Here is a 24,796-nt window from a genome sequence, read left to right as displayed (position 1 = left end):
GAGGAACCGTGCGCCACCCGCCCCCCGACCGCCGGTCCCTCCTCAAGGGCGTCGGCGCGCTCGGCCTCGGGGCGCTGACGGGGGCCTGCCGGGTGGGCCCCGCCTCCACCACCGACTTCGGCGGCGGCGACGGCGCCGACCGCACCCTCACCGCCGTCATCGGCTACGGCAACGACGGCACCTGGGACCCGACGCAGACCGCCTCCGCGTTCTGCATGGCGGGCAACCACCACATCTACGAGGGCCTCCTCGACACCGACCCGATCTCCCGGGAGCCGTACGCCGCGCTCGCCGCCGGGATCCCGGCGGACCCGTACGCCACCACCTGGCGGTTCACGATCCGCGACGGCGCCACCTTCCACGACGGCGTCCCCGTCACCGCCGACGACGTCACCTTCGTCTACGACCGGATCCTCGACCCGGACACCCACACCCTCGCCAAGAGCTTCTTCGCGACCTGGCTGGACGGCGTGCGCAAGGTCGACGCGCGGACCGTGGAGCTGGTGCTGAAGTTCCCCTTCCCGGAAGGGCTGGCCCGGCTGACGCTGGCGAAGGTGATGCCGAAGCACGTGTTCTCCCGGCCCGGCGCCTGGGACGAGGCGATCACCGGTCTCGCGGTCGGGTCGGGGCCGTACCGGATGACCGCGCACCATCCCAAGTCCAACACCACCTTCGAGGCGTTCGAGGAGTACAACGGGCCGCGCCCGCCCGCCTTCAGGAAGATGAACTGGCTGACCATCGTGGACGCCGCGCCCCGCGTCGCCACCGTCTCCGGCGGCTCCAGCGCGGGCGCGCAGGTCGCGGACAACATCCCGTACGCCAACATCGGGCAGTTGGAGGGCGCCGGGCTGACGGTGGCGGGCGGGGCCGGGATGAACAACCTGTTCCTGATGTTCAACACCGCGCACAAGCCGTTCGACGACGTGCGGGTGCGGCAGGCGCTGCGGTACGCCATCGACACCGAGAAGATGGTGGAGGTGGCGCTGAAGGGGCACGGGACCCCCGCCTCCTCCTTCCTGGACCGGGCCAACCCCTCGTATCGCCGCGCCCGCACCGTCTACGACCACGACCCCGACCGGGCGCGCGCCCTGCTGAAGGAGGCCGGGGTCAGCGGGCTGGAGGTCGACATCCTCGCGGTGAACGTCAGCTGGATCGTGGACTGTCTGCCGACCATCAAGTCCTCCTGGGACGCGGTCGGGGTGCGCACCACGCTCTCCCCGCAGGAGACCACCGCCGTCTTCACCAAGCTGGACCAGAAGCGGGACTACCAGGTCGTCGCCGCCGCCTCCAACCCCAACCAGTTCGGCCTCGACGCCGACCTGATCATGCATTACAACTACGGCCCCGAGAACCTGTGGATGGGCTACACGCGGTGGGCCGACGATCCCGCCGCCCAGCGGCTGTTCCGGGACATGGCGCGGGCCACGCGCGAGCCGGACGCCGCGAAGAAGAAGGCGATGGTCCAGGACTACATCGACATCGTCGCCGAACAGGCCGTGCTCTATCCAGTCGTCCACAACGAGCTGATCACCGCCTGGGACCCGCGCGCGCTGACCGGGCTGCGGGCCCAGCCGTACCCCGGGATCAACCTCCTCCAGGCCCGCTGGGCCTGAGGGGAAGGGAGCAAGCACCGCCGTGGCCGCCGTCGCCAGGATCCTGCTGCGCCGTATCGCCCTGCTCGTGCCGCTGATGCTCGGCATCGTGCTGTTCGTGTTCGTGGTGATGCGGTTCTCCGACGCCGACCCGGCGTCCGCGTTCTTCCAGGGCGCCAACCCGACACCCCAGCAACTGCACGACTTCCGCGAGGAGCACGGGCTGCTCGATCCGTTCCCCGTGCGGTACGTCCATTTCGTGGGCGATCTGATCCACGGCGACCTCGGCATCAGCGCCCTGACCCGGGCCCCGGTCGTCGACCAGATCCTCACCGCGCTGCCGCTCACCCTCCAGCTGACCTTCCTCGGGCTCGGCATCGCGGTCGTGCTGGCGCTGCTGCTCGGGGTGACGGCGGCGATCTACCGGGACCGGCTGCCGGACCAGGTCGTCCGGGTGGTGTCGCTGACCGGCGTCGCGGCGCCCGGGTTCTGGCTGGCGCTGCTGATGATCCAGTACCTGGCCGTCGACCTGGGCTGGTTCCCGACCGGCGGCTACATCAACCCCGCCGACTCCGTCACCGGCTGGCTGTGGACGATGACGCTGCCCGCGCTGGCGCTGTCGCTGCCGGTGGCGGCGCAGCTCACCCGGATCGTGCGGACGTCGGTGGTGGAGGAGCTGGACAAGGACTACGTGCGCACCGCGATCGGCAGTGGGCTGCCGCCGCATGTCGTGGTCGGGCGCAACGTGCTGCGCAACGCCCTCATCAACCCGCTGACCGTGCTGGGGCTGCGGGTCGGCTATCTGCTGGGCGGTGCGGTCGTCATCGAGACGATCTTCTCGCTGCCCGGCATGGGCAAGCTGATGATCGACGCCGTGAAGAACGGGGACCCCGCCGTGGTGCAGGGCGTGGTGCTGACCACCGCCGTCGGCTTCGTCGTCGTGAACCTCGTCATCGACATCCTGTACCTGCTGGTCAACCCCCGACTGAGGGAGGCGGCGTGACGTTCAGCCGCAAGCGGCTCACGGAGGCGCTCGCCCGGCCCGGCGTCCGGCCGCGCGGCTGGCGCCGACTGCCGCTGCTGTCGAAGGTCGCCGTCTGCTTCCTGGGCGTGGTGGTGCTGGTCGCCGCCCTCGCGCCGCTGCTCGCGCCGTACGACCCGCTGGAGCAGCAACCGCCCGTCGACGGCACCGGGCATCCGTCCCCCGCGCACTGGATGGGGCAGGACAGCCTCGGCCGGGACATCCTCAGCAGGCTGATGTACGGCGCCAGGTGGTCGCTGGCGATCGGGCTCGGGGCGACCTCGCTGGCGCTGGTCGCGGGGGCGCTGATCGGGGCGGTCGCCGCGACCTCGCGGAAGGCGGTCGACGAGACGCTGATGCGCTGTCTGGATGTCGTGATGGCGTTTCCGGGCATCGCGCTGGCGGCGGTCCTCGTGGCCGTGTTCGGCGGCGGCATCACCGTGCTGATCTGCGCGATCGCGTTCCTGTTCACGCCACCCGTGGCGCGGGTGGTGCGGGCCAACATCCTCGACCAGTACGGCGAGGACTACGTCACCGCCGAACGCGTCATCGGCGCCCGCACCCCGCACATCGTCGTCCGGCACGTCGCCGTCAACTGCGCGGCGCCGGTGCTGGTGTTCTGCACGGTGCAGGTGGCGGAGGCGATCGTGTTCGAGGCGTCGCTGTCGTTCATCGGGGCGGGGGTGCGGCCCCCGGACCCGTCGTGGGGCAGCGTCATCGCGGACGGCAAGAACATGGTGCTCACCGGGGGCTGGTGGGCGACCGTCTTCCCGGGCCTGCTGATGCTGCTGACCGTGCTGTCGCTGAACGTCCTGTCCGAGGGCGTCTCGGACGCCTGGGCGGCTCCGGCAGCGCGGGACGTGACGGCCGGGGACCCGGACGGGGACGAGGACCGGCTGGAGAAGCCGGAGCCCGGGAGCGGGAAGGTCGTACCGCTGCCGGGGCTCGGAGCGGCGGCGCGGCGGCTGCGCGCGCGGGCCCGGCCGCTGCCGTCGGGGGCGCCGGTGCTGGCCGTGGAGGATCTCGCGATCGGGTTCGAGCACCGGCACCGGGGCGTCGACATCGTCGACGGCATCAGCTTCGAGGTGCGGCCCGGTGAGGTGCTCGGGCTGGTCGGGGAGTCGGGGTGCGGCAAGTCGCTGACCGCGCTGACCGTGATGGGACTCCAGCCCAAGGGCGCCCGGGTGCGCGGCCGGGTCCGGTTCCGGGAGCGGGACCTGCTGACCGAGCCTGCGCGGGTGCGGCGCGGGCTCCTCGGGCACGAGATGGCGATGGTGTACCAGGACGCGCTGTCGTCCCTGAACCCGGCGATGACCATCCGCGCGCAGCTCAAGCAGGTCGTACGGCGCGGTGGCCGCCGTACCCCCGAGGAACTCCTCACCCTGGTCGGCCTCGATCCCGAGCGCACCCTGCGCAGCTATCCGCACGAACTCTCCGGCGGGCAGCGGCAGCGGGTGCTGATCGCGCTGGCCCTGTCCCGTGACCCGAAGCTGATCGTCGCCGACGAGCCGACCACCGCGCTCGACGTGACCGTGCAGGCGCAGATCATGGCGCTGCTGCTGCGGCTGCGCGAGGAGCTGGGGTTCGCGCTGGTCCTCGTCAGCCATGATCTGGCGCTGGTGTCCGACGTCACCGACCGGGTGGTGGTGATGTACGGCGGGCAGATCGTGGAGACGGGCGTGACGGCGGACGTGGTGGCGGCCCCGGCCCACCACTACACGCGCGGGCTGCTCGGCAGTGTGCTGTCCCTGGAGGGCGCGGCCGAACGCATGACGCAGATCAAGGGTGTCGTGCCCTCCCCCGCGAACTTCCCGGCGGGCTGCCGCTTCACGGACCGCTGCCCCCGCTCGACCGACCGCTGTCTGACCACCCCACCGGACCTGCTGGGCAACCCCACCCATACGGCGGCCTGTCATCACCCGGCCGTCGATCTGACCGCCGCCGGTGCGGGCGAGGCGGAGAGCGAGGTCGTGACATGACGGATCTGGTGCGGACGCTGCACTCCATGTCCCCGCTGATGGAGCTGACGGACGCGCACGTCGTCCACCGGGCCCGCAGCGGCGGTGTGTTCGGCCGGGACCGGGTGTACGCGCTGACCGGCGCCGATCTCACCCTGACGCCCGGCGAGACCGTCGGGGTCGTCGGGGAGTCCGGGTGCGGGAAGTCGACGCTGGCGAAGGTGCTGGTGGGGGTGGAGCGGCCGACGTACGGGTCGGTGTCGTACCGGGGGCGGGACCTGTGGGCGATGGCGCCCGCCGAGCGGCGGCGAGCGGTCGGGGCGGGCACCGGGATGGTGTTCCAGGACCCGTCGACCGCGCTGAACCGGCGGCTGACGGTACGGCAGATCCTGCGCGACCCGCTCGATGTGCACCGGCGCGGCGGCAGGGAGCAGCGCGAGGAGCGGGTGCGGGAGCTGATGGCGCTGGTCGGGCTGCCGCGCGCGCTCGCCGACGGGCTGCCCGGTCAGCTGTCCGGAGGGCAGCGGCAGCGGGTGGCCATCGCCCGCGCGCTCGCCCTCGACCCGGACCTGGTGGTGGCGGACGAGCCGACCAGCGCGCTGGACGTGTCCGTGCGGGCGCAGATCCTGAACCTGCTGCTCGACCTGAAGGAGCGGCTGGGGCTGGCGCTGGTGTTCGTGTCGCACGACATCCAGACGGTACGGCGGATGAGTGACCGCGTGATCACCATGTACCTGGGCCGGATCGTGGAGGAGGCCCCGGCCGACCGGGTCGGCGACCGGGCCTGTCACCCGTACACCCGCGCCCTGTTCTCGGCCACGCCCGGCCTGCTCGACCCGGTCGACCCGATCCCGCTCACCGGTCCGGTGCCGTCGGCGGTCCGGCCGCCGAGCGGGTGCCCGTTCCGCACCCGGTGCTGGCGGGCGACCGAGGTGTGCGCCGAGTCGATGCCGCCGTTCGCCGAGGCGTCGACGCCGGGCCACCGCTACCGTTGCCACCATCCGGTGCCGGAGGACCAGCCGACCCGCGAGCTGGTCGCCCAGGCGGCACCCCGGACGGAGCCCGCATGACCTTCCCCGCCCCCCTCACCGGTGTCGTCCCGCCCGTCTGCACGCCCCTGACGCCGGACCGTGAGGTGGACGTGGACTCGCTGCGCACGCTCGTCGACCATCTGGTGGGCGGCGGGGTGCACGGGCTGTTCGTGCTCGGTTCGACGTCGGAGACGGCCTATCTGACGGACCGGCAGCGCGAGCTGGTGGTGACGGAGGCCGTGCGGCACGTGGGCGGGCGGCTGCCCGTGCTGGCCGGGGCGATCGACCTGACCACGCCGCGGGTGCTGGAGCAGGTCGCCCGGGTCACGGCGGCGGGCGCGGACGCCGTGGTCGTCACGGCGCCGTTCTACACCCGCACCCACCCCGCCGAGGTCGCCCGGCACTTCCGGCTGGTCGCCCGGAGCAGTCCCGTACCGGTCATCGCCTACGACATCCCGGCCGCCGTGCACTCGAAGCTGACGGCCGAGCTGGTGCTGGAGCTGGCCGCCGAGGGGGTGCTGGCGGGGGTGAAGGACTCCAGCGGGGACCTGCCGGGCTTCCGCCGGGTGGTGACCGGTGCGCGCACTCACCCGGCGCTCAGTGGGTTCTCGGTGCTGACCGGCTCCGAGGCCCTGGTCGACGCGGCGCTGGCGATGGGCGCCGACGGGGCGGTGCCCGGCCTCGCCAACGTCGACCCGCACGGCTACGTCCGCCTGTACCGGCTGCACCGCGCGGGCGACCTGGACCTGGCCCGCGCCGAGCAGGAGCGGCTGTGTGCCCTGCTCGGCATGGTCGGCGTCGGCGACCGGACCCGGATGGGCGGGAGTTCGGCGTCGCTGGGCGCCTTCAAGGCGGCCCTGCACCTGCGGGGCGTCCTCGCCTGCCCGGCGACGGCCGAACCGCAGGTACCGCTCACGGCGGCCGAGACGGAACAGATCGGCAAGTACCTGGCGGCGGCCGGGCTGCTCTAGTCCTCCGCCACCAGGCCGCTCAGCGGCAGCCTGCGGAACTGGATCGTCTCGTACGACCCCGACTCCCCCGTCTCGTACAGCACCCCCAGCGTCACCGGGTCGACCTCCACCAGGTCGGAGTAGGCGGCCTTCAGGTCGGACAGGACCAGCGCCCGCTGGAAGGTGGTGCCGCCGTCGGTGCTGCGCCACACCGCCATCGACCGGCGTGCGGTGGGCACCGAGGGCGCGGAGAACAGCAGCGGGGCCCCCGGCATGCTCAGCTGCAGGGCGCTCGCCTGGACCACCGGCACGGCGTCCAGGGTGGACTGGGGGGCGTAGGGCCGGTCGAGGGTCTGGGAGCCGTCGCTGGAGTGGGTGTCGAGGCGGTTGCCGGGTTCGGTGCCGTGCTGGTCGCGGGCGGAGAAGTAGAGCCTGCCGTCGGGGAGTTCGGCGACGGTGGACTCGTTGGCGTTGCGCAGGCCGTCGTAGGAGTCGTCGACGAAGCCGAGCTGCCAGGTGGTGCCGCCGTCGTCGCTGTAGAGGGCGTGGGCGCCGTAGTACTTGAACTCCTGACCGGTGTCGGAGGACCCGGCGGGCGGGGCGGCGGAGTGGTTGGCGGGGACGACGAGGCGTCCCGCGTGCGGGCCGCGGGTGAGGGCGACGGCGTGGCCCGGGCCGGTGGCGTACCAGCGCCAGCGGGCCGGTTTGACGGTGGCGGTGATCTCCTTCGGCGCGGTGAAGGCGCGGCCGTCGTCGGTGGAGCGCTGCACGAACACCCGGCGGCTCTCGGCGGGTGTGGTCTCGCCGCGCATGATCTGCGACTCGGTGACCTCGCCGCTGTTGTAGCAGGTGACCAGGACCACGGCGCCGGTGCGCGGGTCGACGACGGGCGCGGGGTTGCCGCGGGTGTCGCCGTTCCCGGCGGCGACCACGGACAGCGGGTCCCAGGTGCAGCCGCCGTCGGTGGAGCGGCGTACGACGACGTCGATGTCACCGGTGTCCCCGGCGCCGTCCCGGCGGCCCTCGGCGAAGGCGAGGACGGTGCCCTGCCGGGTCGTGACGGCGGCGGGGATGCGGTAGGTGTCGTAGCCGCCCTGCCCGGAGGTGAACGGCACCGAGGAGGCGCAGCCGGGGGCGGCGGCGTGGGCGGGGGCGTGGGTCGCGAGCGGGGTGAGGAGTACGGCGGTGGTGAGGAGGGTGCGGCTCAGCAGTGTCATCCCTGTCCCTGACGGATCGTCGGACGGTGTTGATCACATGCTCCCCGGAGTGACCAGCCCCGACTCGTACGCCACGATCACCAGTTGCGCCCGGTCCCGCGCCCCCAGCTTGCCCATGATACGGCTGACGTGGGTCTTCGCGGTGAGCGGGCTGAGGCCCAGGGACTCCGCTATCTCGGTGTTGTTCAGGCCTCGCGCGACCAGGGTGAGCACCCCGCGCTCCCGCTCGGAGAGGCAGTCGGGACCGCCCGCGACGGGTATCGAAGGGCTGCGCAGAAACCGCTCGATCAGCCGTGCCGTGGGCCCCGGTGACAGCAGTGCCTCCCCGGCGGCGACCGTGCGGATCGCGTCGAGGAGTTCGGCCGGACGGGTGTCCTTCACCAGGAACCCGGAGGCTCCGGCGCGCAGCGCCTCGACGATGTTGTCGTCCGTGTCGTACGTCGTCAGGACCAGCACCCGCACCCCCGCGAGGTCCTCGTCGGCGGCGATCAGCCGGGTGGCCTCGATGCCGTCCAGGTCGGGCATGCGCAGGTCCATCACCACCAGGTCGGCCCGCTCGCTGCGGGCCAGCCGCACCGCCTCCCGGCCGGTCCCGGCCTGCCCGACGACCTCCATGTCCCGGGCCGACTCGATGAGCATGGTGAACGCGGCCCGCACCAGCGTCTGGTCGTCGGCGAGCAGTACGCGGATCATCTCTCCCCCTCGTGTCCGGCGAGCGGCAGTACGGCCCTCACCTCGAACCCCTCCTCGACGCCCGGGCCCGCGTCCAGCACACCGCCGACGCTGCGGGCCCGTTCCCGCATGCCGACCAGCCCGAAGCCGGGCGTGGCGCTGTCCTGGCCCGTGCCGTCGTCCGTCACCGTCACGCGCAGGGCGCCCTTCTCGTCGTGGACCCGCACCCGGACGGTGAGGTCGTCGCGACCGCCGTGCCGGACCGCGTTCGTCAGTGCCTCCTGCACGATCCGGTAGGCGGCGGCGCCCACCGCGGGCGGCACGTCGTCGGCCCGCACGGACAGCTCGACCTTGGCGCCCGCCGTGCGCGCGGTGTCCGCGAGGTCGGTGAGGCCGTGCAGGCCGGGCAGCGGCCCGCGGATGTCGGCGGTGTTGTGCTCGCGCAGCACCTCCAGGGTGGTGCGCAGTTCGCCGCGCGCGGTGCGGCAGGTCTCGGCGATGTCGTCGAGGGCCTTGGCGACGGCGGCGCGGTCCAGGCGCTCGGGGTCGGCGGCCAGGACGTGCGCGGCGACGGAGGTCTGCACGCCGATCAGGGTGATGCTGTGGGCGAGCAGGTCGTGCAGGTCGCGGGCGATCCGCAGGCGCTCCTCGGCGACCCGGCGGCGGGCCTCCTCCTCGCGGGTGCGCTCCGCGCGCTCGGCGCGTTCGACGATGGAGGCGATGTACTGGCGGTGGACGCGGACGTACCCGCCGAGGATCAGTACGGAGACCGCCCAGCCGAGGATCCGCACGTTCTCCATGAGCCCGTCGGGGTTGGTGATGGCGTTGCTGGTGAGCGTCCCGCCGAGCACCAGCAGGCCGACGGTCACCGTACGGCGTACGGTCCCGGTCACGGCGGCGGTGTAGAGCGCCACCATGGTCGCCCCGATGGGGGCGCTGTGGTTGTAGTCGAGGGCGTGGTACGGCGCCACCAGCGCCACGACCACCAGCAGCACCAGGACCGGTCGGCGCCTGCGCCACACCAGCGGCACATGGGCGGTGAGCAGCAGGGCCCAGCCCAGCGGGCCCGGGGTGCGGGCGTCGGCGACGAACACCGCCAGCAGGGAGCTGGCGACGGCCAGCGCGGCGGCCAGCCACGCGTCGTGGGTGAGGTCGGCGCGCCCCGTTCCGGTGCCGGCGCGCTTCGCCGGGTTCCTGGTGGTTGGCAGCACGGGGTTCATCTTCCGGGACGAGGGCGCCCCTCCGGCAGGGAGGGGCGCCCGGCGGGGGTCAGACCGGTTCGGGCTGCCGTTCCTTGGGCGGGAGCGGCCTGCCTTCCGGCGCCTTGGACAGCCGTCCCGGCCACCACACGCGCCGTCCGAGGGCCACGCTGGCGCTGGTCACCAGGTAGGTGCGGACCAGGAAGGTGTCCAGCAGCACGCCGACGGAGATGACGAAGCCGAGTTCGACGAGCTGCACCAGCCCCATGTTGAGCAGCACCGCGAAGGTCGCCGCGAGCACGAGCCCGGCGGAGGCGATGACACCGCCGGTGGTGCGCAGCGCGGTGAGCGCGGCCGGGACGGGTTCGGCGCCGCGCAGGGACTCCTCCCGCATGCGGTGCAGCAGGAAGATGCCGTAGTCCACGCCGAGGGCGACCAGGAACACGAAGGACAGCAGTCCGGTGCCGGGGTCGGTGCCCTCGAAGCCGAACAGCGGCCCGAAGACGAGTCCGCCGATGCCGAGGGCCGCGCCCCACACCGCGACCACGGCGGTGACCAGGATCAGCGGTGCCACCAGGGAGCGCAGCAGCGCGATCAGGATCAGCAGGACGGAGACGAGCACGATCGGTACGACCACGGCGGTGTCGCGGGCGTTGGTCTCCTTCAGGTCGATCTGCTGGGCGCTGGCGCCGCCGACGAGGGAGCCGCTGGCGTCGAGGCGGTCACGCAGTTCCTCGATGGTGCGGGTCTCGGCCGCGGACTGCGGGGGCGCGGTCGCGGTGACGGACACCTCGGTCCAGCCGTCCCCGCTGCGGCCCTCCTGGGTGGTCGCGACACCGGGGGTGGCGCGGATCGCGGTGAGGGCGTCGCCCGTGCGGTCCGCGGGGGCGAGCACGGTGATGGGCTGGCTGGAGCGCTCGGGGAACGCCCGTACGAGGGTCTCCATGGCGGCGACCGACTCGGGCCGGTCGACGAAGGAGTCCTCCTGCTTGAGGGTGCCGGGCAGGTTCAGGGTGCCCAGCGCGAGCGCGCCGAGCACGACCGCGCCCCCGGCGAGCACGGTGAGCGGGCGGCGTCCCGCGGAGCTGCCCATCGCCGCGAACAGCGAGCGGCGGGCCTTGGGGGTGCTGCCGTAGGCGGGTACGAGGGGCCAGAAGACGCGGCGGCCGAGGACGACGAGGAGGGCGGGCAGCAGGGTCAGCATGGCCGCCAGCGCGCACAGCACCCCGACGGTGCCCATCGGGCCCATGCCCCGGTTGGAGTTGAGGTCGGCGGCGAGCAGGCACAGCAGTCCGGCGGCGACCGTGCCGGAGGAGGCGAGCACGGCGGGCCCGCAGCCGCGCAGCGCGGCCCGCATGGCGTCGTACGGGTGCTCGATGCGGCGGAGTTCCTCGCGGTAGCGGGAGACGATCAGCAGGGCGTAGTCGGTGCCCGCGCCGAACACGAGGATGGTCATGATCCCGGCGCTCGCCCCGGAGACCTGGGTGTCGAAGGCCTGGTGGAGGCCGTAGGCGACGCCCATCGAGAGGAAGTCGGCGATGCCCGCGACGACGAGCGGCACCAGCCACAGCAGCGGGCTGCGGTAGATGATGATCAGCAGTACGGCGACGACCGCGACGGTCGTGTAGAGCAGCGGTCCGCCGAGCGAGTCGTAGACCTTGGAAGCGTCGGTGCTCAGCGCGCTCACCCCGCCGACCTGGACGTTCAGGCCGCCGTCGGTGCGGGCGATGTCGCGGATGTCCGCCACGAAGGCGTCCCGCTTCTCCTCGTCGGCGCCCGGTTCGTTGCTGGACACCGGGTACATGAGCGTGGCGCGGTCCGCGGACGGGACGCCCTGCGGGGTGCTGGTGAGCTTGTGCTCCCCGGCGATCCGGGTGACCTGGTCCTCGGCGGTCTCCCGGTCGGCGGCCGTGAGTCCGCCGTCGCGGTGGTAGACGAGGACCAGCTCGGTGGTCTCGCCGCCCGGCAGCCGGTCCTGGATCTCGGCGACCTGGGTGGAGTCGGCGTTCGCGGGCAGATAGTCGACGACCCGGTCACGCTGCACGTCACCGAGTTTCGCGGCGAACGGCGACGCGATCGCGAGGATGCCGACCCACATCGCGAGCAGCACCCAGGGCACCGCTCGTCGTCGCCGGGCGCTCGCTGTTCTGGTTCCCCCCATGGGATGGGCTCCCTCCGTTCGGCGTCTGGTTCGTGTCCAGACTCCCGGCGGGCGGGGCCGGAATCGTCGGGCGAGAGGGCGACTTCGGGGGTACGGCGAGGGGTGGCGGGAGGGGCGTACTACTCCCCGGGGAGTACGAAGGCGTTGCTACGAGGGTGTACCGGCCGCCGTCAGCAGCCGCTCCACGTCCGCGGCCGTGAGGGTGAGGGCGGCGCCGACCGTGGCCAGCACCTCCCGCTCGGCGGGGGTGTAGGGGCCGTCGGCGAGGGCGATGCGGGCGCCCTGCAGGAGGATCGACTCCCGTCCGGCGGGGGCGAGGTGCGGGGCGAGCGGGTCGAGGGCCTCGTGCAGCTCTATGGCCAGACCGGGCCCGCAGGGCTCCCCGAAGATCCGCCCGGTGTCCGCGGCCAGCGCCTCGACCAGCGCGTTGAGCTGTTCCTCGGTGCAGTCCTGGAACCCGGCGGCCCGCACCGCGCCCGCGGCGGCGGCGAGTGACGTATGGGTGCGGGTGCTGCCCGCGGCGAGCACCGCGAGGGCGACGGTGTGCACGGCGTCGCGGAGCATCGCGGAGAAGCGGATGGTGGTGGGGTGGTCGAGGACGTCGGTGCCGAAGTGGTGTCCGCAGGCGGCGCACTCCACGACCGGTCCGGCCTCGCCGCGCGGCAGCACGGGCACGCCGAGCAGGGTGAAGCGGCGGTGTCCGGTCAGCCGCTGGTAGTTGCGGTCGCCCCCGCAGCCGGGGCAGAAGAACTGTCCGTCGCCGACGGGCGTCCACGCGGTGCGGGTGCCCAGGATGCGCGCGAAACGGAACGCACGGCCGTTGAGTCCCCGTTCAGGCAGCACGTCGCAGCACCTCCGTAACCCCGCGGCAACATCGCCACGCTGGCGTGATGTTAGCCACATCCGAGACGCCCAGTCATTACCCCGGAGGAGACCTCTCCGTGACCTGGACGGTCCCATGGCCGGTATACGACGGGGTCCCGCCCACCGGTTTCCGGCGGACGGGACCCGAAAGCGCCAGGTCAGGCGGGGGTCAGCGGGCTGCCCGGTTGACCGCGGAGACGACCGCCTTCAGCGAGGCACGTGTCGTGTTCGCATCGATACCGATACCCCACAGGACCTTGTCGTCGATCGCGCATTCGATGTACGAGGCGGCCTGCGCGGATGCCCCCTCGCTCATCGTGTGCTCCTGGTAGTCCAGCAGGCGGGCGTCGACGCCGATGCCCTGCAGGGCGTGGAAGAACGCGGAGATCGGACCGTTGCCGGTGCCGACCAGGGTGATCTCGTCGCCGTCCACCTCGGCCTCGACGGTGAGGGTGTCCACACCGTCCTTGTCGGTGGTGGACTGGCCGTTCTTCAGCTGGATACGGCCCCAGGGGTTGCCCGGGTTGGGCAGGTACTCGTCCTGGAAGGTCGCCCAGATGTCCTTCGGCGTCACCTCGCCGCCCTCGGCGTCCGTCTTGGCCTGGATGATCTTGGAGAACTCGATCTGCATCCGGCGCGGCAGGTCCAGCTTGTGGTCGTTCTTCAGGACGTAGGCGATACCGCCCTTGCCGGACTGCGAGTTGACCCGGATGACCGCCTCGTAGGACCGCCCGACGTCCTTGGGGTCGATCGGCAGGTACGGCACGGCCCACTCGATGTCGTCGACGGTGACGCCCTTGGCCTTCGCGTCGGCCTCCATCGCGTCGAAGCCCTTCTTGATGGCGTCCTGGTGGGAGCCGGAGAAGGACGTGTAGACCAGGTCGCCCACGTACGGGTGGCGCGGGTGGACCTCCATCTGGTTGCAGTACTCCCACGTACGGCGGATCTCGTCGATGTCGGAGAAGTCGATCTGCGGGTCCACGCCCTGCGAGAACAGGTTCATGCCCAGGGTGACCAGGTCGACGTTGCCGGTGCGCTCGCCCTGCCCGAACAGACAGCCCTCGACGCGGTCGGCCCCGGCCATCAGCGCCAGCTCGGCCGCGGCCACCGCCGTACCCCGGTCGTTGTGCGGGTGCACGGACAGGCAGACGAACTCGCGCCGGGACAGGTTGCGGCCCATCCACTCGAAGCGGTCGGCGTGCGTGGAGGGGGTGGAGCGCTCCACGGTGGCGGGCAGGTTCAGGATGATCTCGCGGTCCGGACCGGGCTGCCAGACGTCCATCACGCCCTCGCAGACCTCCAGCGCGAAGTCCAGCTCGGTGTCGGTGAAGATCTCGGGCGAGTACTGGTACCCGAACCGCGTCTCGTCGCCCAGCAGCTTCTCGGCGTACTCCATCACCAGCCGCGTGCCGTCCACGGCGATCTGCTTGATGTCGTCCTTCGAGCCGCGGAAGACCACCCGGCGGAAGACCGGCGCGGTGGCGTTGTACAGGTGCACGGTGGCCCGGTGGGCGCCGCGCAGCGACTCCACGGTCCGCTCGATCAGGTCCTCACGGGCCTGCGTCAGCACGGAGATCGTCACGTCCTCGGGGATGGCCCCGGGCTCCTCGATGATCGACCGTACGAAGTCGAAGTCGGTCTGACCGGAGGCCGGGAAGCCGACCTCGATCTCCTTGTAGCCCATCTTGACCAGCAGATCGAACATGGCCCGCTTGCGTACCGGGGACATCGGGTCGATCAGGGCCTGGTTGCCGTCGCGCAGGTCGGTGGAGAGCCAGCGGGGGGCGGCGGTGACGCGCGATTGCGGCCAGGTGCGGTCGGGGATGTCGACCTGCTCGTAGCTGCCGTACTTGTGGACCGGCATGGAACTGGGCTGCTGGCGATTGGCCATTTCTGCGGGGCTCCTCAGGATGTCCGGAAGGACGGCCGACGACGCAACGCCAAGCTCCGCGGGGAGGGGGTCGGCCTCGACTACAGGCCCTCGCCGCGGCAGCTAAGGAGAAGCAGCCCGAAACGCATGATGCGCAGCATGCTAGCCGAGCCGTCCACGGACGCGGGGTTCCGTTCCAGTATGCGGGACCGGGCTGACCACCAAGGGGCGCGGGGAGCTGTGCGGGCAACCACACCCACCTCGCACGCAATAACACAGAGCGACCACCCTGGACGCCCACACCCCGATATTTCACCAATCATGGTTGCGCTTAGTGACAGCGGCAGCGCCCGGTGCCATCGTGCCGCACATGACGCCAAACGGGGGCCGCAGGCCCGTCTTCTGCACGATCATCCCGCCCCACGTCCTCGACAAGCTCGCCCAGGCCGAGGACCCCGCGCTCGCCGGACCCGCCCGCCGCACGCTGCAGCGCGACGCCTACGAGCGCACCCAGCGCCGCCTGACCACGGTGCTGGGCGCCCCCGCGGTGCCCGCCCCCGAGGGGCGGGCGGAAGCCGGAACACCGCACCGGACGATCTACGACGCCCAGCGCAGGACCGGCCTGCCCGGCAAGAAGGTCCGCGGCGAGGGCGACGCGCCCGGCAAGGACGCCACGGTGAACCGGGCGTACGCGGGCCTGGGCGCCACCTTCGAGCTGCTGACGAAGGCGTACGGCCGCGACTCGATCGACGGCTCGGGCCTGCCGCTCGACGCCACCGTCCACTACGACGAGGACTACAACAACGCCTTCTGGAACGGCGAGCAGATGGTGTTCGGCGACGGCGACGGGGAGATCTTCCTCGACTTCACGATCGCCATCGACGTCATCGGCCACGAGCTGGCGCACGGCGTCACGCAGTACACGGCGAACCTGACGTACTTCGGCCAGCCGGGCGCGCTCAACGAGTCGGTCTCCGATGTCTTCGGCGCGCTCATCAAGCAGTACACGCTCGGCCAGACCGCCGAGGAGGCCGACTGGCTGATCGGCGCGGGCCTGCTCGCGCCGCGCGTCACCGGCGAGGCCCTGCGCTCGATGAAGGCCCCGGGCACGGCGTACGACGACGACGTCCTCGGCAAGGACCCGCAGCCCGCGACGATGGACGACTACGTCCGCACCGGCCGCGACAACGGCGGCGTCCACATCAACTCCGGCATCCCGAACCACGCCTTCTACCTCGCGGCCACCGCGCTCGGCGGCAACGCCTGGGAGAAGGCGGGGCAGGTCTGGTACGACGTGCTGACCGGCGGCGAGCTGAAGGAGGACGCCCTGTTCACGGACTTCGCCACGCTCACCGTCCGGGCCGCGCGGGCCCGCTACGGCGCCGGGGCGGAGCTGGACGCGGTGACGAAGGCCTGGGAGCAGGTCGGGGTGCGCACGCTGTGAATCCGTACTAGACACGGTCCCATGCGTATTCAGGTACGGCGCACGGGAGGATTCGCGGGCATCGAGCGCCATGCCGAGGTGGACACCTCGGGACGGCCCGACGCCGAGGAGTGGCAGACCCTGGCCGAGCGGGCGCTCGCGTCCGGCCGGGGTACGCCGCCCATCGGGGTTCCGGACGGCTTCGGCTACCAGATCACGGTGGACGGCCGGACGGTCTACTGCGCGGACCCGAGGCTGACGGACGAGCAGCGACAGCTGATCAGCCGGGTGCTGAAGGAAGGGGCGTAACCGGGCCCGGGGGTTGCGGTGTTGGTGTGACGGGCCGATGATCCGTGGCCATGGCCACCCCACCGCACCCCCCGGTACCCCGCTTCCCCTCCGGCTTCCTCTGGGGGGTCTCCACCTCGGCCCACCAGATCGAGGGCGCGGCGGACCTGCGCGAGCCCTCGGTCTGGGACACCTTCACGGCCGAGCCCGGCCGGGTGCGGGACGGCTCCACGGCGGACGTGGCCTGCGACCACTACCACCGGCGTGGTGAGGACGTGGCACTCCTGACCGGCCTCGGGGTGGACGCGTACCGCTTCTCGATCTCCTGGCCGAGGGTGAACTCGCCGCGGGGACTGGACTTCTACGACGCGCTGCTGGACGACCTGTGCGCGGCGGGCGTCCGCCCCGTGCCCACCCTCTTCCACTGGGACCTGCCCGAGGGCCTGGACTGGCTGGACCGGGACACGGCGTACCGCTTCGCGGAGTACGTGGGGCGGGTGGCGGACCGGCTGGGCGACCGCGTACCGAAGTGGATCACCCTGAACGAGCCCGCCGAACACACCCTGCTGGGCCACGCCCTGGGCATCCACGCCCCCGGGCGTCAACTCCTCTTCGACGCCCTGCCGGTGGCCCACCACCAGCTCCTGGCCCACGGCCTGGCGGTACGCGCCCTGCGCGCGGCGGGCGCGACGGACGTGGGCATCGCCAACTCGCACGGCCCGGTGTGGCCCGCGTCGCGGGACGCGGCGGACGAGGAGGCGGCGGACTTCTACGACGTCCTGCTGAACCGCCTGTTCGCCGAGCCGGTGCTGCTCGGCTCCTATCCGTCCGGGCTGGGCGAGCTGATGCCGGGCGACGTGGGCGCGGACCTGGAGATCATCGCGGAGCCGGTCGACTGGTACGGCGTCAACTACTACGCGCCGACGAAGGTGGGCGCCCCGCGGGGCACGGAGATCGACTTCGGCGGGGTGCGGATGCCCGCGGAACTCCCCTTCTCCGTACGCGAGATCGAGGGGTACCCGACGACGGACTTCGGGTGGCCGGTGGTCCCGGAGGCGCTCACCGAACTCCTCACGACCTTCCACGGCCGCTACGGCGACCGGCTGCCCCCGGTCGTGGTCACCGAGAACGGCTGCTCGTACCGGGGGCTCGACGACCAGTCCCGGATCACCTTCCACGACGCCCACCTCCGCGCCCTGCACCGTGCCATGACGGCGGGCGTCGACGTACGCGGCTACTTCGTCTGGTCGCTGCTCGACAACTTCGAGTGGGCGGAGGGATACAGCCAGCGCTTCGGCCTGGTGCACGTCGACTTCACGACGCTGGAGCGCACTCCGAAAGCGTCGTACGGCTGGTTCCGGGAGCTGCTGCGGGAGCAGCGGCTGTGAGCGTCCGGCTCAGAAGCCCAGCTTGCGCAGCTGCTTCGGGTCGCGCTGCCAGTCCTTGGCGACCTTGACGTGCAGGTCGAGGAAGACGGGCGTGCCGAGGAGGGCCTCGATCTGGCGGCGGGACTTGATGCCGACCTCCTTCAGGCGCTTGCCCTTGGGGCCGATGACGATGCCCTTCTGGCTGGTGCGCTCGATGTAGAGGTTGGCGTGGATGTCGAGGAGGGGCCGGTCCGCGGGACGGTCCTCGCGCGGGAGCATCTCCTCCACGACGACGGCGATGGAGTGGGGCAGTTCGTCGCGGACGCCCTCCAGCGCGGCCTCGCGGATCAGTTCCGCGATCATGACCTGCTCGGGCTCGTCGGTGAGGTCCCCTTCCGGGTACAGCGCGGGCCCTTCCGGCAGCAGCGGCACCAGCAGGTCGGCGAGCAGGCCCACCTGCTGGTCGCCGACCGCCGACACCGGCACGATCTCCGCCCACTCGAAGCCCAGCTCCTTGCCGAGCTGGTCGATGGCGATGAGCTGCTCGGCGAGGGTCTTGCTGTCGACCAGGTCGGTCTTGGTGACGATCGCGATCTTGGGGGTCTTGCGGATCGCCGCCAGCTCCTTGGCGATGAAGCGGTCGCCGGGGCCGATCTTCTCGTTGGCGGGCAGGCAGAAGCCGATCACGTCGACCTCGGCCCAGGTGGTGCGCACGACGTCGTTGAGGCGCTCACCGAGGAGGGTGCGCGGTTTGTGCAGGCCCGGGGTGTCCACCAGGATCAGCTGGGCGTCGGGCCGGTGCACGATGCCGCGGACCGTGTGCCGCGTGGTCTGCGGCTGGTTGGCGGTGATCGCCACCTTCTGGCCGACCAGGGCGTTCGTGAGGGTGGACTTGCCCGCGTTGGGGCGGCCCACGAAGCAGGCGAAGCCAGCCCGGTGGACGGTCTCGGCGGGCTGCTCGGGTGACGGGGTACGAACGCTCATGGCGCCCATTCTCCCTGATCGTCGGAGCCCCGCCGTACCGCGTGTGGCCGGGCTCACCGACGGTGAGGTTCCGGAAACCCGTCCGCAATGAAACGTGGCGGAAACACACCCGTACGCGAGCGGAAACCGACGCCGGTGAGTCTCTGACGGACCCCGACCCCGTGGGAGACCCCTCGTGACCCTGGCCGCGTCCCCTCTCGACACCGGCGACACCGCCTGGCTGCTCGCCGCCACCGCCCTCGTCCTGCTGATGACCCCGGGCCTGGCCCTGTTCTACGGCGGCATGGTCCGCACGAAAAGCGTCCTCAACATGCTGATGATGAGTTTCGTGTCGATCGCGCTGGTCACCGTGGTGTGGCTGGCCGTCGGATACTCGCTGGTGTTCGACGAGGACGCGACGGGCGCGGGCCTGATCGGCGGCCTGGAGCACCTCGGCATGGCGGGACTGGGCCCGGACAGCGTGCAGGGCACGGTCCCCACCCTCCTCTTCGCCACCTTCCAGCTCACCTTCGCGATCATCACCGCCGCGCTGATCAGCGGGGCGGTCGCGGACCGGGCGAAGTTCGGGGCGTGGATGGTCTTCGTGCCGGTGTGGGCGCTGCTGGTATACGTTCCGGTCGCGCACTGGACCTGGGGTCCCGGCGGCTGGATCCTGGAGCACCTCGGCGCCCTGGACTTCGCGGGCGGTCTGCCCGTCGAGATCACGTCCGGCGCGTCCGGTCTGGCGCTGGCGCTGGTGCTCGGGCCGCGGCTGGGCTTCAGGAAGGACGCGATGCGCCCGCACAACCTGCCGATGGTGATGCTCGGCGCGGGTCTGCTCTGGTTCGGCTGGTTCGGCTTCAACGCGGGCTCCGCGCTGGGCGCGGGCGGGCTGGCGGCGGCGGCCTTCCTCAACACCTTCGCCGCCGGGTGCACGGGTCTGCTGGGCTGGCTGTTCGTGGAGCAACTGCGCGACGGCCACCCGACCACCCTCGGCGCCGCCTCCGGTGTGGTCGCGGGCCTGGTCGCCATCACCCCGTCCTGCGGCTCGGTCTCCCTGCTCGGCGCGCTGGTCATCGGCCTGGCGGCGGGCGTGGTGTGCTCGTACGCCGTGAGCTGGAAGTTCAGGTTCGGCTACGACGACTCCCTCGATGTCGTCGGGGTCCATCTGGTCGGCGGTGTCCTCGGCACCCTGCTGATCGGGGTCTTCGCCGTCGACTCCATGACCGGCGGCCCCGAGGGCCTGCTCCACGGCGGTGGCCTCGGGCAGCTCGGCAGGCAGTTGGTGGCGGTGGTGGCCGTGGCGGTGTACGCCTTCGCCGTGACGTACGGCATCGCCAGGCTGATCGACCGGGTGCTGGGCTTCCGTGCGAGTGAGGAGCAGGAGCACACCGGCCTGGACCTTACGGTGCACGCCGAGACGGCCTACGATCACGGAGTCCTGGGCCACGGCGCCCCGGTCACCTCGTCCCCCGTCGTCTCCCCCGCCCAGAAGGTCAAGGCTTAAGGCATGAAACTCATCACCGCGATCGTGAAGCCGTACCGCCTCGACGAGGTCAAGAAGGCGCTCCAGGAGATCGGCGTCCAGGGCCTGACCGTGACCGAGGCCAGCGGCTACGGGCGGCAGCGCGGCCACACCGAGGTGTACCGCGGCGCCGAGTACCAGGTCGACCTGGTGCCGAAGGTGCGGATCGAGGTCGTCGTCGAGGACGCGGAGTGCGACACCGTGATCGACACGATCGTGAAGGCCGCGCAGACCGGCAAGATCGGTGACGGGAAGGTGTGGGCGCTGCCCGTGGAGACCGTCGTACGGGTGCGGACGGGTGAGCGCGGGCCGGACGCGCTGTAGCGGGGTCCGGCCCGCGCCCCTCGCGCGGTCGTGCGGGTCAGTCGAAGACGAACGGGCCCGGTGCCTGTGGTCCGGTCGCCGTGCAGGTGACCGCGATCCCGAAGACCGTCATCCGCAGCTGACCGCCGAAGGCCTCCAGGCTGTCTGCGGAGGCGACGGTGCCGGAGAGCGGGCCGACGGTGACCGGGTCCCCGGCGGCCATCGCCGGGTTCTCGGTGCCGGTGAAGGCGGTGGTGCCGCCGGTGCCGCCGACCAGGGTGAGCGTGGACGTGATCGAGTCCTCGCCGAGCGCGAGCGGGGCGGTGATCGCGGACGCCGTCAGGGTCATGGTGGCGGCGGTGCCGTTCTGGGTGGCGGTGAGCGTGGCGTCGCCGCCGCCGAAGACCCCGCAGTCGGCGGTGATCGACGCCGTCTCCGGGGTGACCGCGGCGGCGGTGGGCGCGAGGGCGAACCCGCAGGCCGCCAGGGCCCCCACCGTCACTACCGCACCTGTCCGTAAGCGCTTGCCCATCATGGATGAGGGCTCCCTTCACCTTGTGGGGGGAATCGCTCGGCAGGTGGGTGCGGTCACACTGCGCGCGAGCCGGTCCGACGGCTCACTTCGGAACCGTCGGTTCCCATTCATGCGCGAGGGGCGGGCGAGGGCAAGGATGAAAACCGGACTACTGCGGGGCGGTGGGGGCCCTGTCGCCGTGCTCGGCTGGCGGGGCTCGCGGCGTCCACGCGGTTCGCCCAGATCCCTCAGCCCGCGGCGACGGTCTCCCGTACCAGCCCGTCCGGCCCCGCCACCAGTACCGGTGTCCCGGGTCCGCCCAGGTCCCGGACGGCCGCCAGGTCGGCCGTCGAAGCCGCCTCGGCCTCCGTCACCACCGCCGCCGCCTCCAGGGAGCGGGCACCGGACGCCACCGCCATCGCCACCGCCGTCTGCAGGGCGCTGAGCTTCAGCGAGTCCAGGGCGACGGTCCCGGCGACATACGTACGCCCCGTCTCGTCGCGTACGGCGGCGCCCTCCGGCACGCCGTTGCGGGCCCGCGCGGAGCGGGCCAGGGTGACGATCTTGCGGTCCTCGGGGTCGAGCGCGCTGCTGTCGGTCATGATCCGAGCATACGTAAGCGTCAGGGACGGTCCAGGCGCAGGCGGTCCGCTCGCGGCAGACCGGCCACCACCAGGTCGTAGGAGTCCTCGATCAGTTCGCGCAGGAGGCGGTCGGGGAGGGTGCCGTCGGCCGTGACCGTGTTCCAGTGGCGCTTGTTCATGTGGTACCCGGGGACGATCAGGCCCTCGTGCTCGGCACGCAGCCGGATCGCGTCCTCCGGGTCGCACTTGAGGTTGACCGTCAGCGGGCTGGCGCCCAGGTCCGTGAGGGCGAACAGCTTGCCGCACACCTTGAACACCGAGGTGTCGGGGTTGAACGGGAAGTCCTCCACGGTGGCGTTGAAGGACAGGCAGAACGCGCGCAGTTCCTTGGGGGTCATTCCGGCGACTCCTCCCCGGCGTCCGGCCGCGCCGGGTCCACCGGCTCCGCCAGGACCGTCACGATCTTGTTCCGGCGGCCCGCGGCGGCCTCCGCCGTCAGGCGCAGTTCGCGGCCGTCGGGCAGTTCGACGACGGACGACGCCCCGGCGATGGGTACCCGGCCCAGCGCCTTCGCCATCAGGCCGCCCACCGTCTCCACGTCCTCGTCGTCGAAGGCCTCCAGGCCGTACAGCTCGCCGAGGTCGCCGATGTCGAGGCGGGCGGTGACGCGGAAGCGGCCCTCGCCGAGGAACTCCACCGGGGGCAGTTCACGGTCGTACTCGTCGGTGATCTCGCCGACGATCTCCTCGAGGATGTCCTCGATGGTCACGATCCCGGCCGTGCCGCCGTACTCGTCGATGACGACGGCGACATGGTTGCGCTCCTTCTGCATCTCGCGCAGCAGGGCGCCCGCGTTCTTGGTGTCGGGCACGAAGAACGCCGGGCGCATCGCCGTCGACACCAGCTCGCTCTCCGCGTCCCGGCTGATGTGCGTCCTGCGGACGAGGTCCTTGAGGTAGACGACGCCGACGATGTCGTCCTCGCTCTCGCCGGTGACCGGGATGCGGGAGAAGCCCGAGCGCAGGGCGAGCGTGAGGGCCTGGCGGATGGTCTTGTAGCGCTCGATCACGACCAGGTCGGTGCGCGGGACCATCACCTCGCGCACGAGGGTGTCGCCCAGCTCGAAGACGGAGTGCACCATGCGGCGCTCCTCGTCCTCGATGAGGGACTCCTTCTCGGCCAGGTCGACCATCGCGCGCAGCTCCGCCTCGGAGGCGAACGGGCCGCGGCGGAAGCCCTTGCCGGGGGTGAGGGCGTTGCCGATGAGGATCAGCAGCGACGGGATCGGGCCCATGATCCGGGCCAGCGGCACCAGGACGTACGCCGCCGCGGTCGCGGTGTTCAGGGGGTGCTGGCGGCCGATGGTGCGCGGGGAGACCCCGACGGCGACGTACGACACCAGCACCATGATGGCGATGGCGATCAGCAGCGCCTCGGCGGTGCCGTCGAACTCGCGCAGGCTGGCGTAGGTGATGAGGGCGGCGGCGGCCATCTCGAAGGCGACGCGGACCAGCAGCGCCACGTTGAGGTAGCGGGTGGGGTCGGCGGCGACCTTGGCGAGTTTCGCGCTGCCGCGCCGCCCGGAGCGCACCGCCTCCTCGGCGCGGAAGCTGGAGACCCGCGCGAGACCCGCCTCGGCACAGGCGGCGAGCCAGGCGACGACCACCAGGGCGATCGCGCCGAGGACCAGTTGCGCGGTCATGACACGGTCGGCGCGGGGGACGGGCCGGTCAGGCCCCGCTCCGTGCGCCAGCCGTCCACGATGGCCGCCTGGAGGCCGAACATCTCGGCCTTCTCGTCCGGTTCCTCATGGTCGTAGCCCAGCAGGTGCAGCACACCGTGGACGGCGAGGAGCTGCAGCTCCTCGTCCATGGTGTGCTGCGTGGGCGCCTCGGCGCCCTGTTTGGCGGCGACCTCCGGGCACAGCACGATGTCGCCGAGCAGGCCCTGCGGGGGCTCGTCGTCGTCCTTGGACGGGGGCCGCAGCTCGTCCATCGGGAAGGACATGACATCGGTGGGCCCGGGCAGGTCCATCCACTGGATGTGCAGCTGCTCCATGGCGTCGGCGTCCACGACGATCACCGAGAGTTCGGAGAGCGGGTGGATGCGCATCCGCGCGAGTGCGTAGCGGGCGATGTCGAGGATCGCCTGCTCGTCGACCTCGGTTCCGGATTCGTTGTTGACGTCGATCGACATGGTGCTGTGCTTGTCTACTTCCCCTTGTGCCCGGACTTGCCCCGGCCGCCCTTGTGGGTGCCGTTCTGGGTGCCGTGCTTGGTGTCGTACTTCTCGTAGGCGTCGACGATACGGCCCACCAGCTTGTGGCGTACGACGTCGTGCGACGACAGTCGCGAGAAGTGCACGTCCTCGACGCCGTCCAGGATGTCCTGCACCTGCCGCAGACCGGACTTGGTGCCGTCGGGCAGGTCGACCTGGGTCACATCACCGGTGATCACGATCTTCGAGTCGAAGCCGAGCCGGGTGAGGAACATCTTCATCTGTTCGGGGCTGGTGTTCTGGGCCTCGTCCAGGATGATGAAGGCGTCGTTGAGCGTACGGCCGCGCATGTACGCCAGCGGCGCGACCTCGATCGTGCCCGCCGCCATCAGGCGCGGGATCGAGTCGGGGTCGAGCATGTCGTGCAGCGCGTCGTACAGCGGGCGCAGATACGGGTCGATCTTCTCGTAGAGCGTGCCGGGCAGGAAGCCGAGGCGCTCGCCCGCCTCCACCGCCGGTCGGGTCAGGATGATGCGGTTGACCTGCTTGGACTGGAGGGCCTGGACCGCCTTGGCCATGGCCAGGTAGGTCTTGCCGGTGCCCGCGGGGCCGATGCCGAAGACGATCGTGTGCTTGTCGATCGCGTCGACGTACCGCTTCTGGTTGAGGGTCTTGGGGCGGATGGTGCGACCGCGCGAGGACAGGATGTTCTGCGTCAGGACCTGCGCCGGGGTCTCCGGGCCGTCACTCTCGCCGTTCTCGCTCGCTCTGAGCATCGCGATCGAGCGTTCCACTGCGTCCTCCGTCATCGGCTGTCCGGTGCGGAGCACCAGCATCATCTCGTCGAACACGCGCGAGACGAGGGCGACATCCGTGGAGTCGCCGACCGCGCTGATCTCATTGCCCCGGACGTGGATGTCGACCCCCGGGAAGGCCTTCTCGATCACGCGCAGGAGGGCGTCGCCGGAGCCCAGCACGGTCACCATGGGGTGCGCCGCGGGGACGGTCAGGTTCACTTTCGCCTGCCCCTGCGCGGGGGTGTGAGCTGTGGGTGTCTGAGTCATGGGCCGGCCGGCA

The 24,796-nt window shown here is 71.7% G+C and carries 23 protein-coding genes; 10 read left to right on the top strand and 13 right to left on the bottom strand.

Annotation, left to right across the window (positions count from 1 at the left end; translation table 11 throughout):
* The first annotated feature begins 8 nt into the window (after positions 1-8).
* From ACFVQG_RS14150 to ACFVQG_RS14130, 5 genes are read left to right on the top strand one after another with little or no spacing between them, the layout of a single operon-like run.
* Positions 9-1,613, top strand: a complete 1,605-nt coding sequence (locus ACFVQG_RS14150) for an ABC transporter substrate-binding protein (RefSeq protein WP_383381197.1) — start codon at positions 9-11, stop codon at positions 1,611-1,613.
* 22 nt (positions 1,614-1,635) lie between these two features.
* Positions 1,636-2,595 carry an ABC transporter permease gene (locus tag ACFVQG_RS14145; protein ID WP_383381194.1) on the top strand — a complete coding sequence of 320 codons (960 nt, stop codon included), beginning with the start codon at positions 1,636-1,638 and terminating at the stop codon, positions 2,593-2,595.
* Entirely contained in the window at positions 2,592-4,592 is a 2,001-nt protein-coding gene (locus ACFVQG_RS14140) for a dipeptide/oligopeptide/nickel ABC transporter permease/ATP-binding protein (protein WP_383381191.1), read from the top strand. Before ACFVQG_RS14145 ends, ACFVQG_RS14140 begins: the two co-directional genes overlap by 4 nt.
* A complete protein-coding gene (locus ACFVQG_RS14135; RefSeq protein ID WP_383381188.1) occupies positions 4,589-5,641 on the top strand; it encodes an oligopeptide/dipeptide ABC transporter ATP-binding protein in 1,053 nt (350 codons plus the stop codon). The genes ACFVQG_RS14140 and ACFVQG_RS14135 overlap by 4 nt, the downstream gene beginning before the upstream one ends.
* Positions 5,638-6,573 carry a dihydrodipicolinate synthase family protein gene (locus ACFVQG_RS14130; protein WP_383381186.1) on the top strand — a complete coding sequence of 312 codons (936 nt, stop codon included), beginning with the start codon at positions 5,638-5,640 and terminating at the stop codon, positions 6,571-6,573. Before ACFVQG_RS14135 ends, ACFVQG_RS14130 begins: the two co-directional genes overlap by 4 nt.
* Here the strand turns inward: ACFVQG_RS14130 and ACFVQG_RS14125 are convergent.
* The 6 genes from ACFVQG_RS14125 to leuA form a co-directional block, all read right to left on the bottom strand.
* The gene (locus ACFVQG_RS14125; protein WP_383381183.1) at positions 6,570-7,769 is read right to left on the bottom strand and encodes an exo-alpha-sialidase; all 1,200 of its coding nucleotides are present in this window, start codon (positions 7,767-7,769) and stop codon (positions 6,570-6,572) included. The genes ACFVQG_RS14130 and ACFVQG_RS14125 overlap by 4 nt on opposite strands.
* A 33-nt stretch (positions 7,770-7,802) precedes the next feature.
* Entirely contained in the window at positions 7,803-8,462 is a 660-nt protein-coding gene (locus ACFVQG_RS14120) for a response regulator (RefSeq protein ID WP_383381180.1), read from the bottom strand.
* On the bottom strand, positions 8,459-9,661 hold the full coding sequence (locus ACFVQG_RS14115; protein WP_383381177.1) for a sensor histidine kinase: 1,203 nt from the start codon (positions 9,659-9,661) through the stop codon (positions 8,459-8,461). Before ACFVQG_RS14115 ends, ACFVQG_RS14120 begins: the two co-directional genes overlap by 4 nt.
* 49 nt (positions 9,662-9,710) lie before the next feature.
* Positions 9,711-11,801 carry an MMPL family transporter gene (locus ACFVQG_RS14110; protein ID WP_383381174.1) on the bottom strand — a complete coding sequence of 697 codons (2,091 nt, stop codon included), beginning with the start codon at positions 11,799-11,801 and terminating at the stop codon, positions 9,711-9,713.
* Between the two features lie 147 nt (positions 11,802-11,948).
* Positions 11,949-12,644, bottom strand: coding sequence for a TerB family tellurite resistance protein (locus ACFVQG_RS14105; protein WP_383381171.1), 696 nt, complete (start codon positions 12,642-12,644; stop codon positions 11,949-11,951).
* Between the two features lie 190 nt (positions 12,645-12,834).
* Positions 12,835-14,556 (bottom strand): 2-isopropylmalate synthase, encoded by a 1,722-nt coding sequence (gene leuA / locus ACFVQG_RS14100; RefSeq protein ID WP_383381168.1) that lies wholly within the window; start codon positions 14,554-14,556, stop codon positions 12,835-12,837.
* Between the two features lie 349 nt (positions 14,557-14,905).
* Between leuA and ACFVQG_RS14095 the strand changes: the two genes are divergently transcribed.
* Genes ACFVQG_RS14095 through ACFVQG_RS14085 form a run of 3 tightly spaced genes read left to right on the top strand, consistent with a single transcriptional unit; the run spans position 14,906 to position 17,634 of the window.
* Positions 14,906-15,979, top strand: a complete 1,074-nt coding sequence (locus ACFVQG_RS14095) for a M4 family metallopeptidase (RefSeq protein WP_383381166.1) — start codon at positions 14,906-14,908, stop codon at positions 15,977-15,979.
* A gap of 21 nt (positions 15,980-16,000) precedes the next feature.
* A complete protein-coding gene (locus tag ACFVQG_RS14090; RefSeq protein WP_383381164.1) occupies positions 16,001-16,267 on the top strand; it encodes a protealysin inhibitor emfourin in 267 nt (88 codons plus the stop codon).
* Between the two features lie 50 nt (positions 16,268-16,317).
* Complete coding sequence (locus ACFVQG_RS14085; RefSeq protein WP_383381161.1) at positions 16,318-17,634, top strand: GH1 family beta-glucosidase; 1,317 nt, start codon at positions 16,318-16,320, stop codon at positions 17,632-17,634.
* A gap of 9 nt (positions 17,635-17,643) precedes the next feature.
* Here ACFVQG_RS14085 and era read toward each other — a convergent pair whose 3' ends face one another.
* Positions 17,644-18,597, bottom strand: a complete 954-nt coding sequence (gene era, locus ACFVQG_RS14080) for a GTPase Era (protein ID WP_383381158.1) — start codon at positions 18,595-18,597, stop codon at positions 17,644-17,646.
* 175 nt (positions 18,598-18,772) lie between these two features.
* Here era and ACFVQG_RS14075 point away from each other — a divergent pair, with 175 nt between their 5' ends.
* Together ACFVQG_RS14075 and ACFVQG_RS14070 are read left to right on the top strand one after the other, a co-directional pair.
* Entirely contained in the window at positions 18,773-20,083 is a 1,311-nt protein-coding gene (locus ACFVQG_RS14075; RefSeq protein WP_383381154.1) for an ammonium transporter, read from the top strand.
* Between the two features lie 3 nt (positions 20,084-20,086).
* Positions 20,087-20,425: a P-II family nitrogen regulator gene (locus tag ACFVQG_RS14070; RefSeq protein WP_383381151.1), complete on the top strand. Its 339-nt coding sequence runs from the start codon at positions 20,087-20,089 to the stop codon at positions 20,423-20,425.
* Between the two features lie 37 nt (positions 20,426-20,462).
* Here ACFVQG_RS14070 and ACFVQG_RS14065 read toward each other — a convergent pair whose 3' ends face one another.
* From ACFVQG_RS14065 to ACFVQG_RS14040, 6 genes are all read right to left on the bottom strand, one after another.
* Positions 20,463-20,939, bottom strand: a complete 477-nt coding sequence (locus ACFVQG_RS14065; RefSeq protein ID WP_383381147.1) for a hypothetical protein — start codon at positions 20,937-20,939, stop codon at positions 20,463-20,465.
* A gap of 227 nt (positions 20,940-21,166) precedes the next feature.
* A complete protein-coding gene (locus tag ACFVQG_RS14060) occupies positions 21,167-21,520 on the bottom strand; it encodes a cytidine deaminase (RefSeq protein WP_383381144.1) in 354 nt (117 codons plus the stop codon).
* A gap of 20 nt (positions 21,521-21,540) precedes the next feature.
* On the bottom strand, positions 21,541-21,900 hold the full coding sequence (locus tag ACFVQG_RS14055; RefSeq protein WP_383381141.1) for an MmcQ/YjbR family DNA-binding protein: 360 nt from the start codon (positions 21,898-21,900) through the stop codon (positions 21,541-21,543).
* Complete coding sequence (locus ACFVQG_RS14050) at positions 21,897-23,204, bottom strand: hemolysin family protein (RefSeq protein ID WP_383381138.1); 1,308 nt, start codon at positions 23,202-23,204, stop codon at positions 21,897-21,899. The genes ACFVQG_RS14055 and ACFVQG_RS14050 overlap by 4 nt, the downstream gene beginning before the upstream one ends.
* Positions 23,201-23,698: an rRNA maturation RNase YbeY gene (ybeY, locus tag ACFVQG_RS14045; protein WP_383381135.1), complete on the bottom strand. Its 498-nt coding sequence runs from the start codon at positions 23,696-23,698 to the stop codon at positions 23,201-23,203. Before ybeY ends, ACFVQG_RS14050 begins: the two co-directional genes overlap by 4 nt.
* Positions 23,699-23,712: 14 nt before the next feature.
* Positions 23,713-24,783 carry a PhoH family protein gene (locus ACFVQG_RS14040; RefSeq protein WP_383381132.1) on the bottom strand — a complete coding sequence of 357 codons (1,071 nt, stop codon included), beginning with the start codon at positions 24,781-24,783 and terminating at the stop codon, positions 23,713-23,715.
* Positions 24,784-24,796: the final 13 nt, after the last annotated feature.

It is taken from the genome of Streptomyces sp. NPDC057877, assembly GCF_042796855.1.
In the GTDB taxonomy this organism is placed as follows: domain Bacteria; phylum Actinomycetota; class Actinomycetes; order Streptomycetales; family Streptomycetaceae; genus Streptomyces.
Note: the sequence above shows the minus strand (reverse complement) of the source record. Positions and strands in the feature narration are given on the sequence as shown.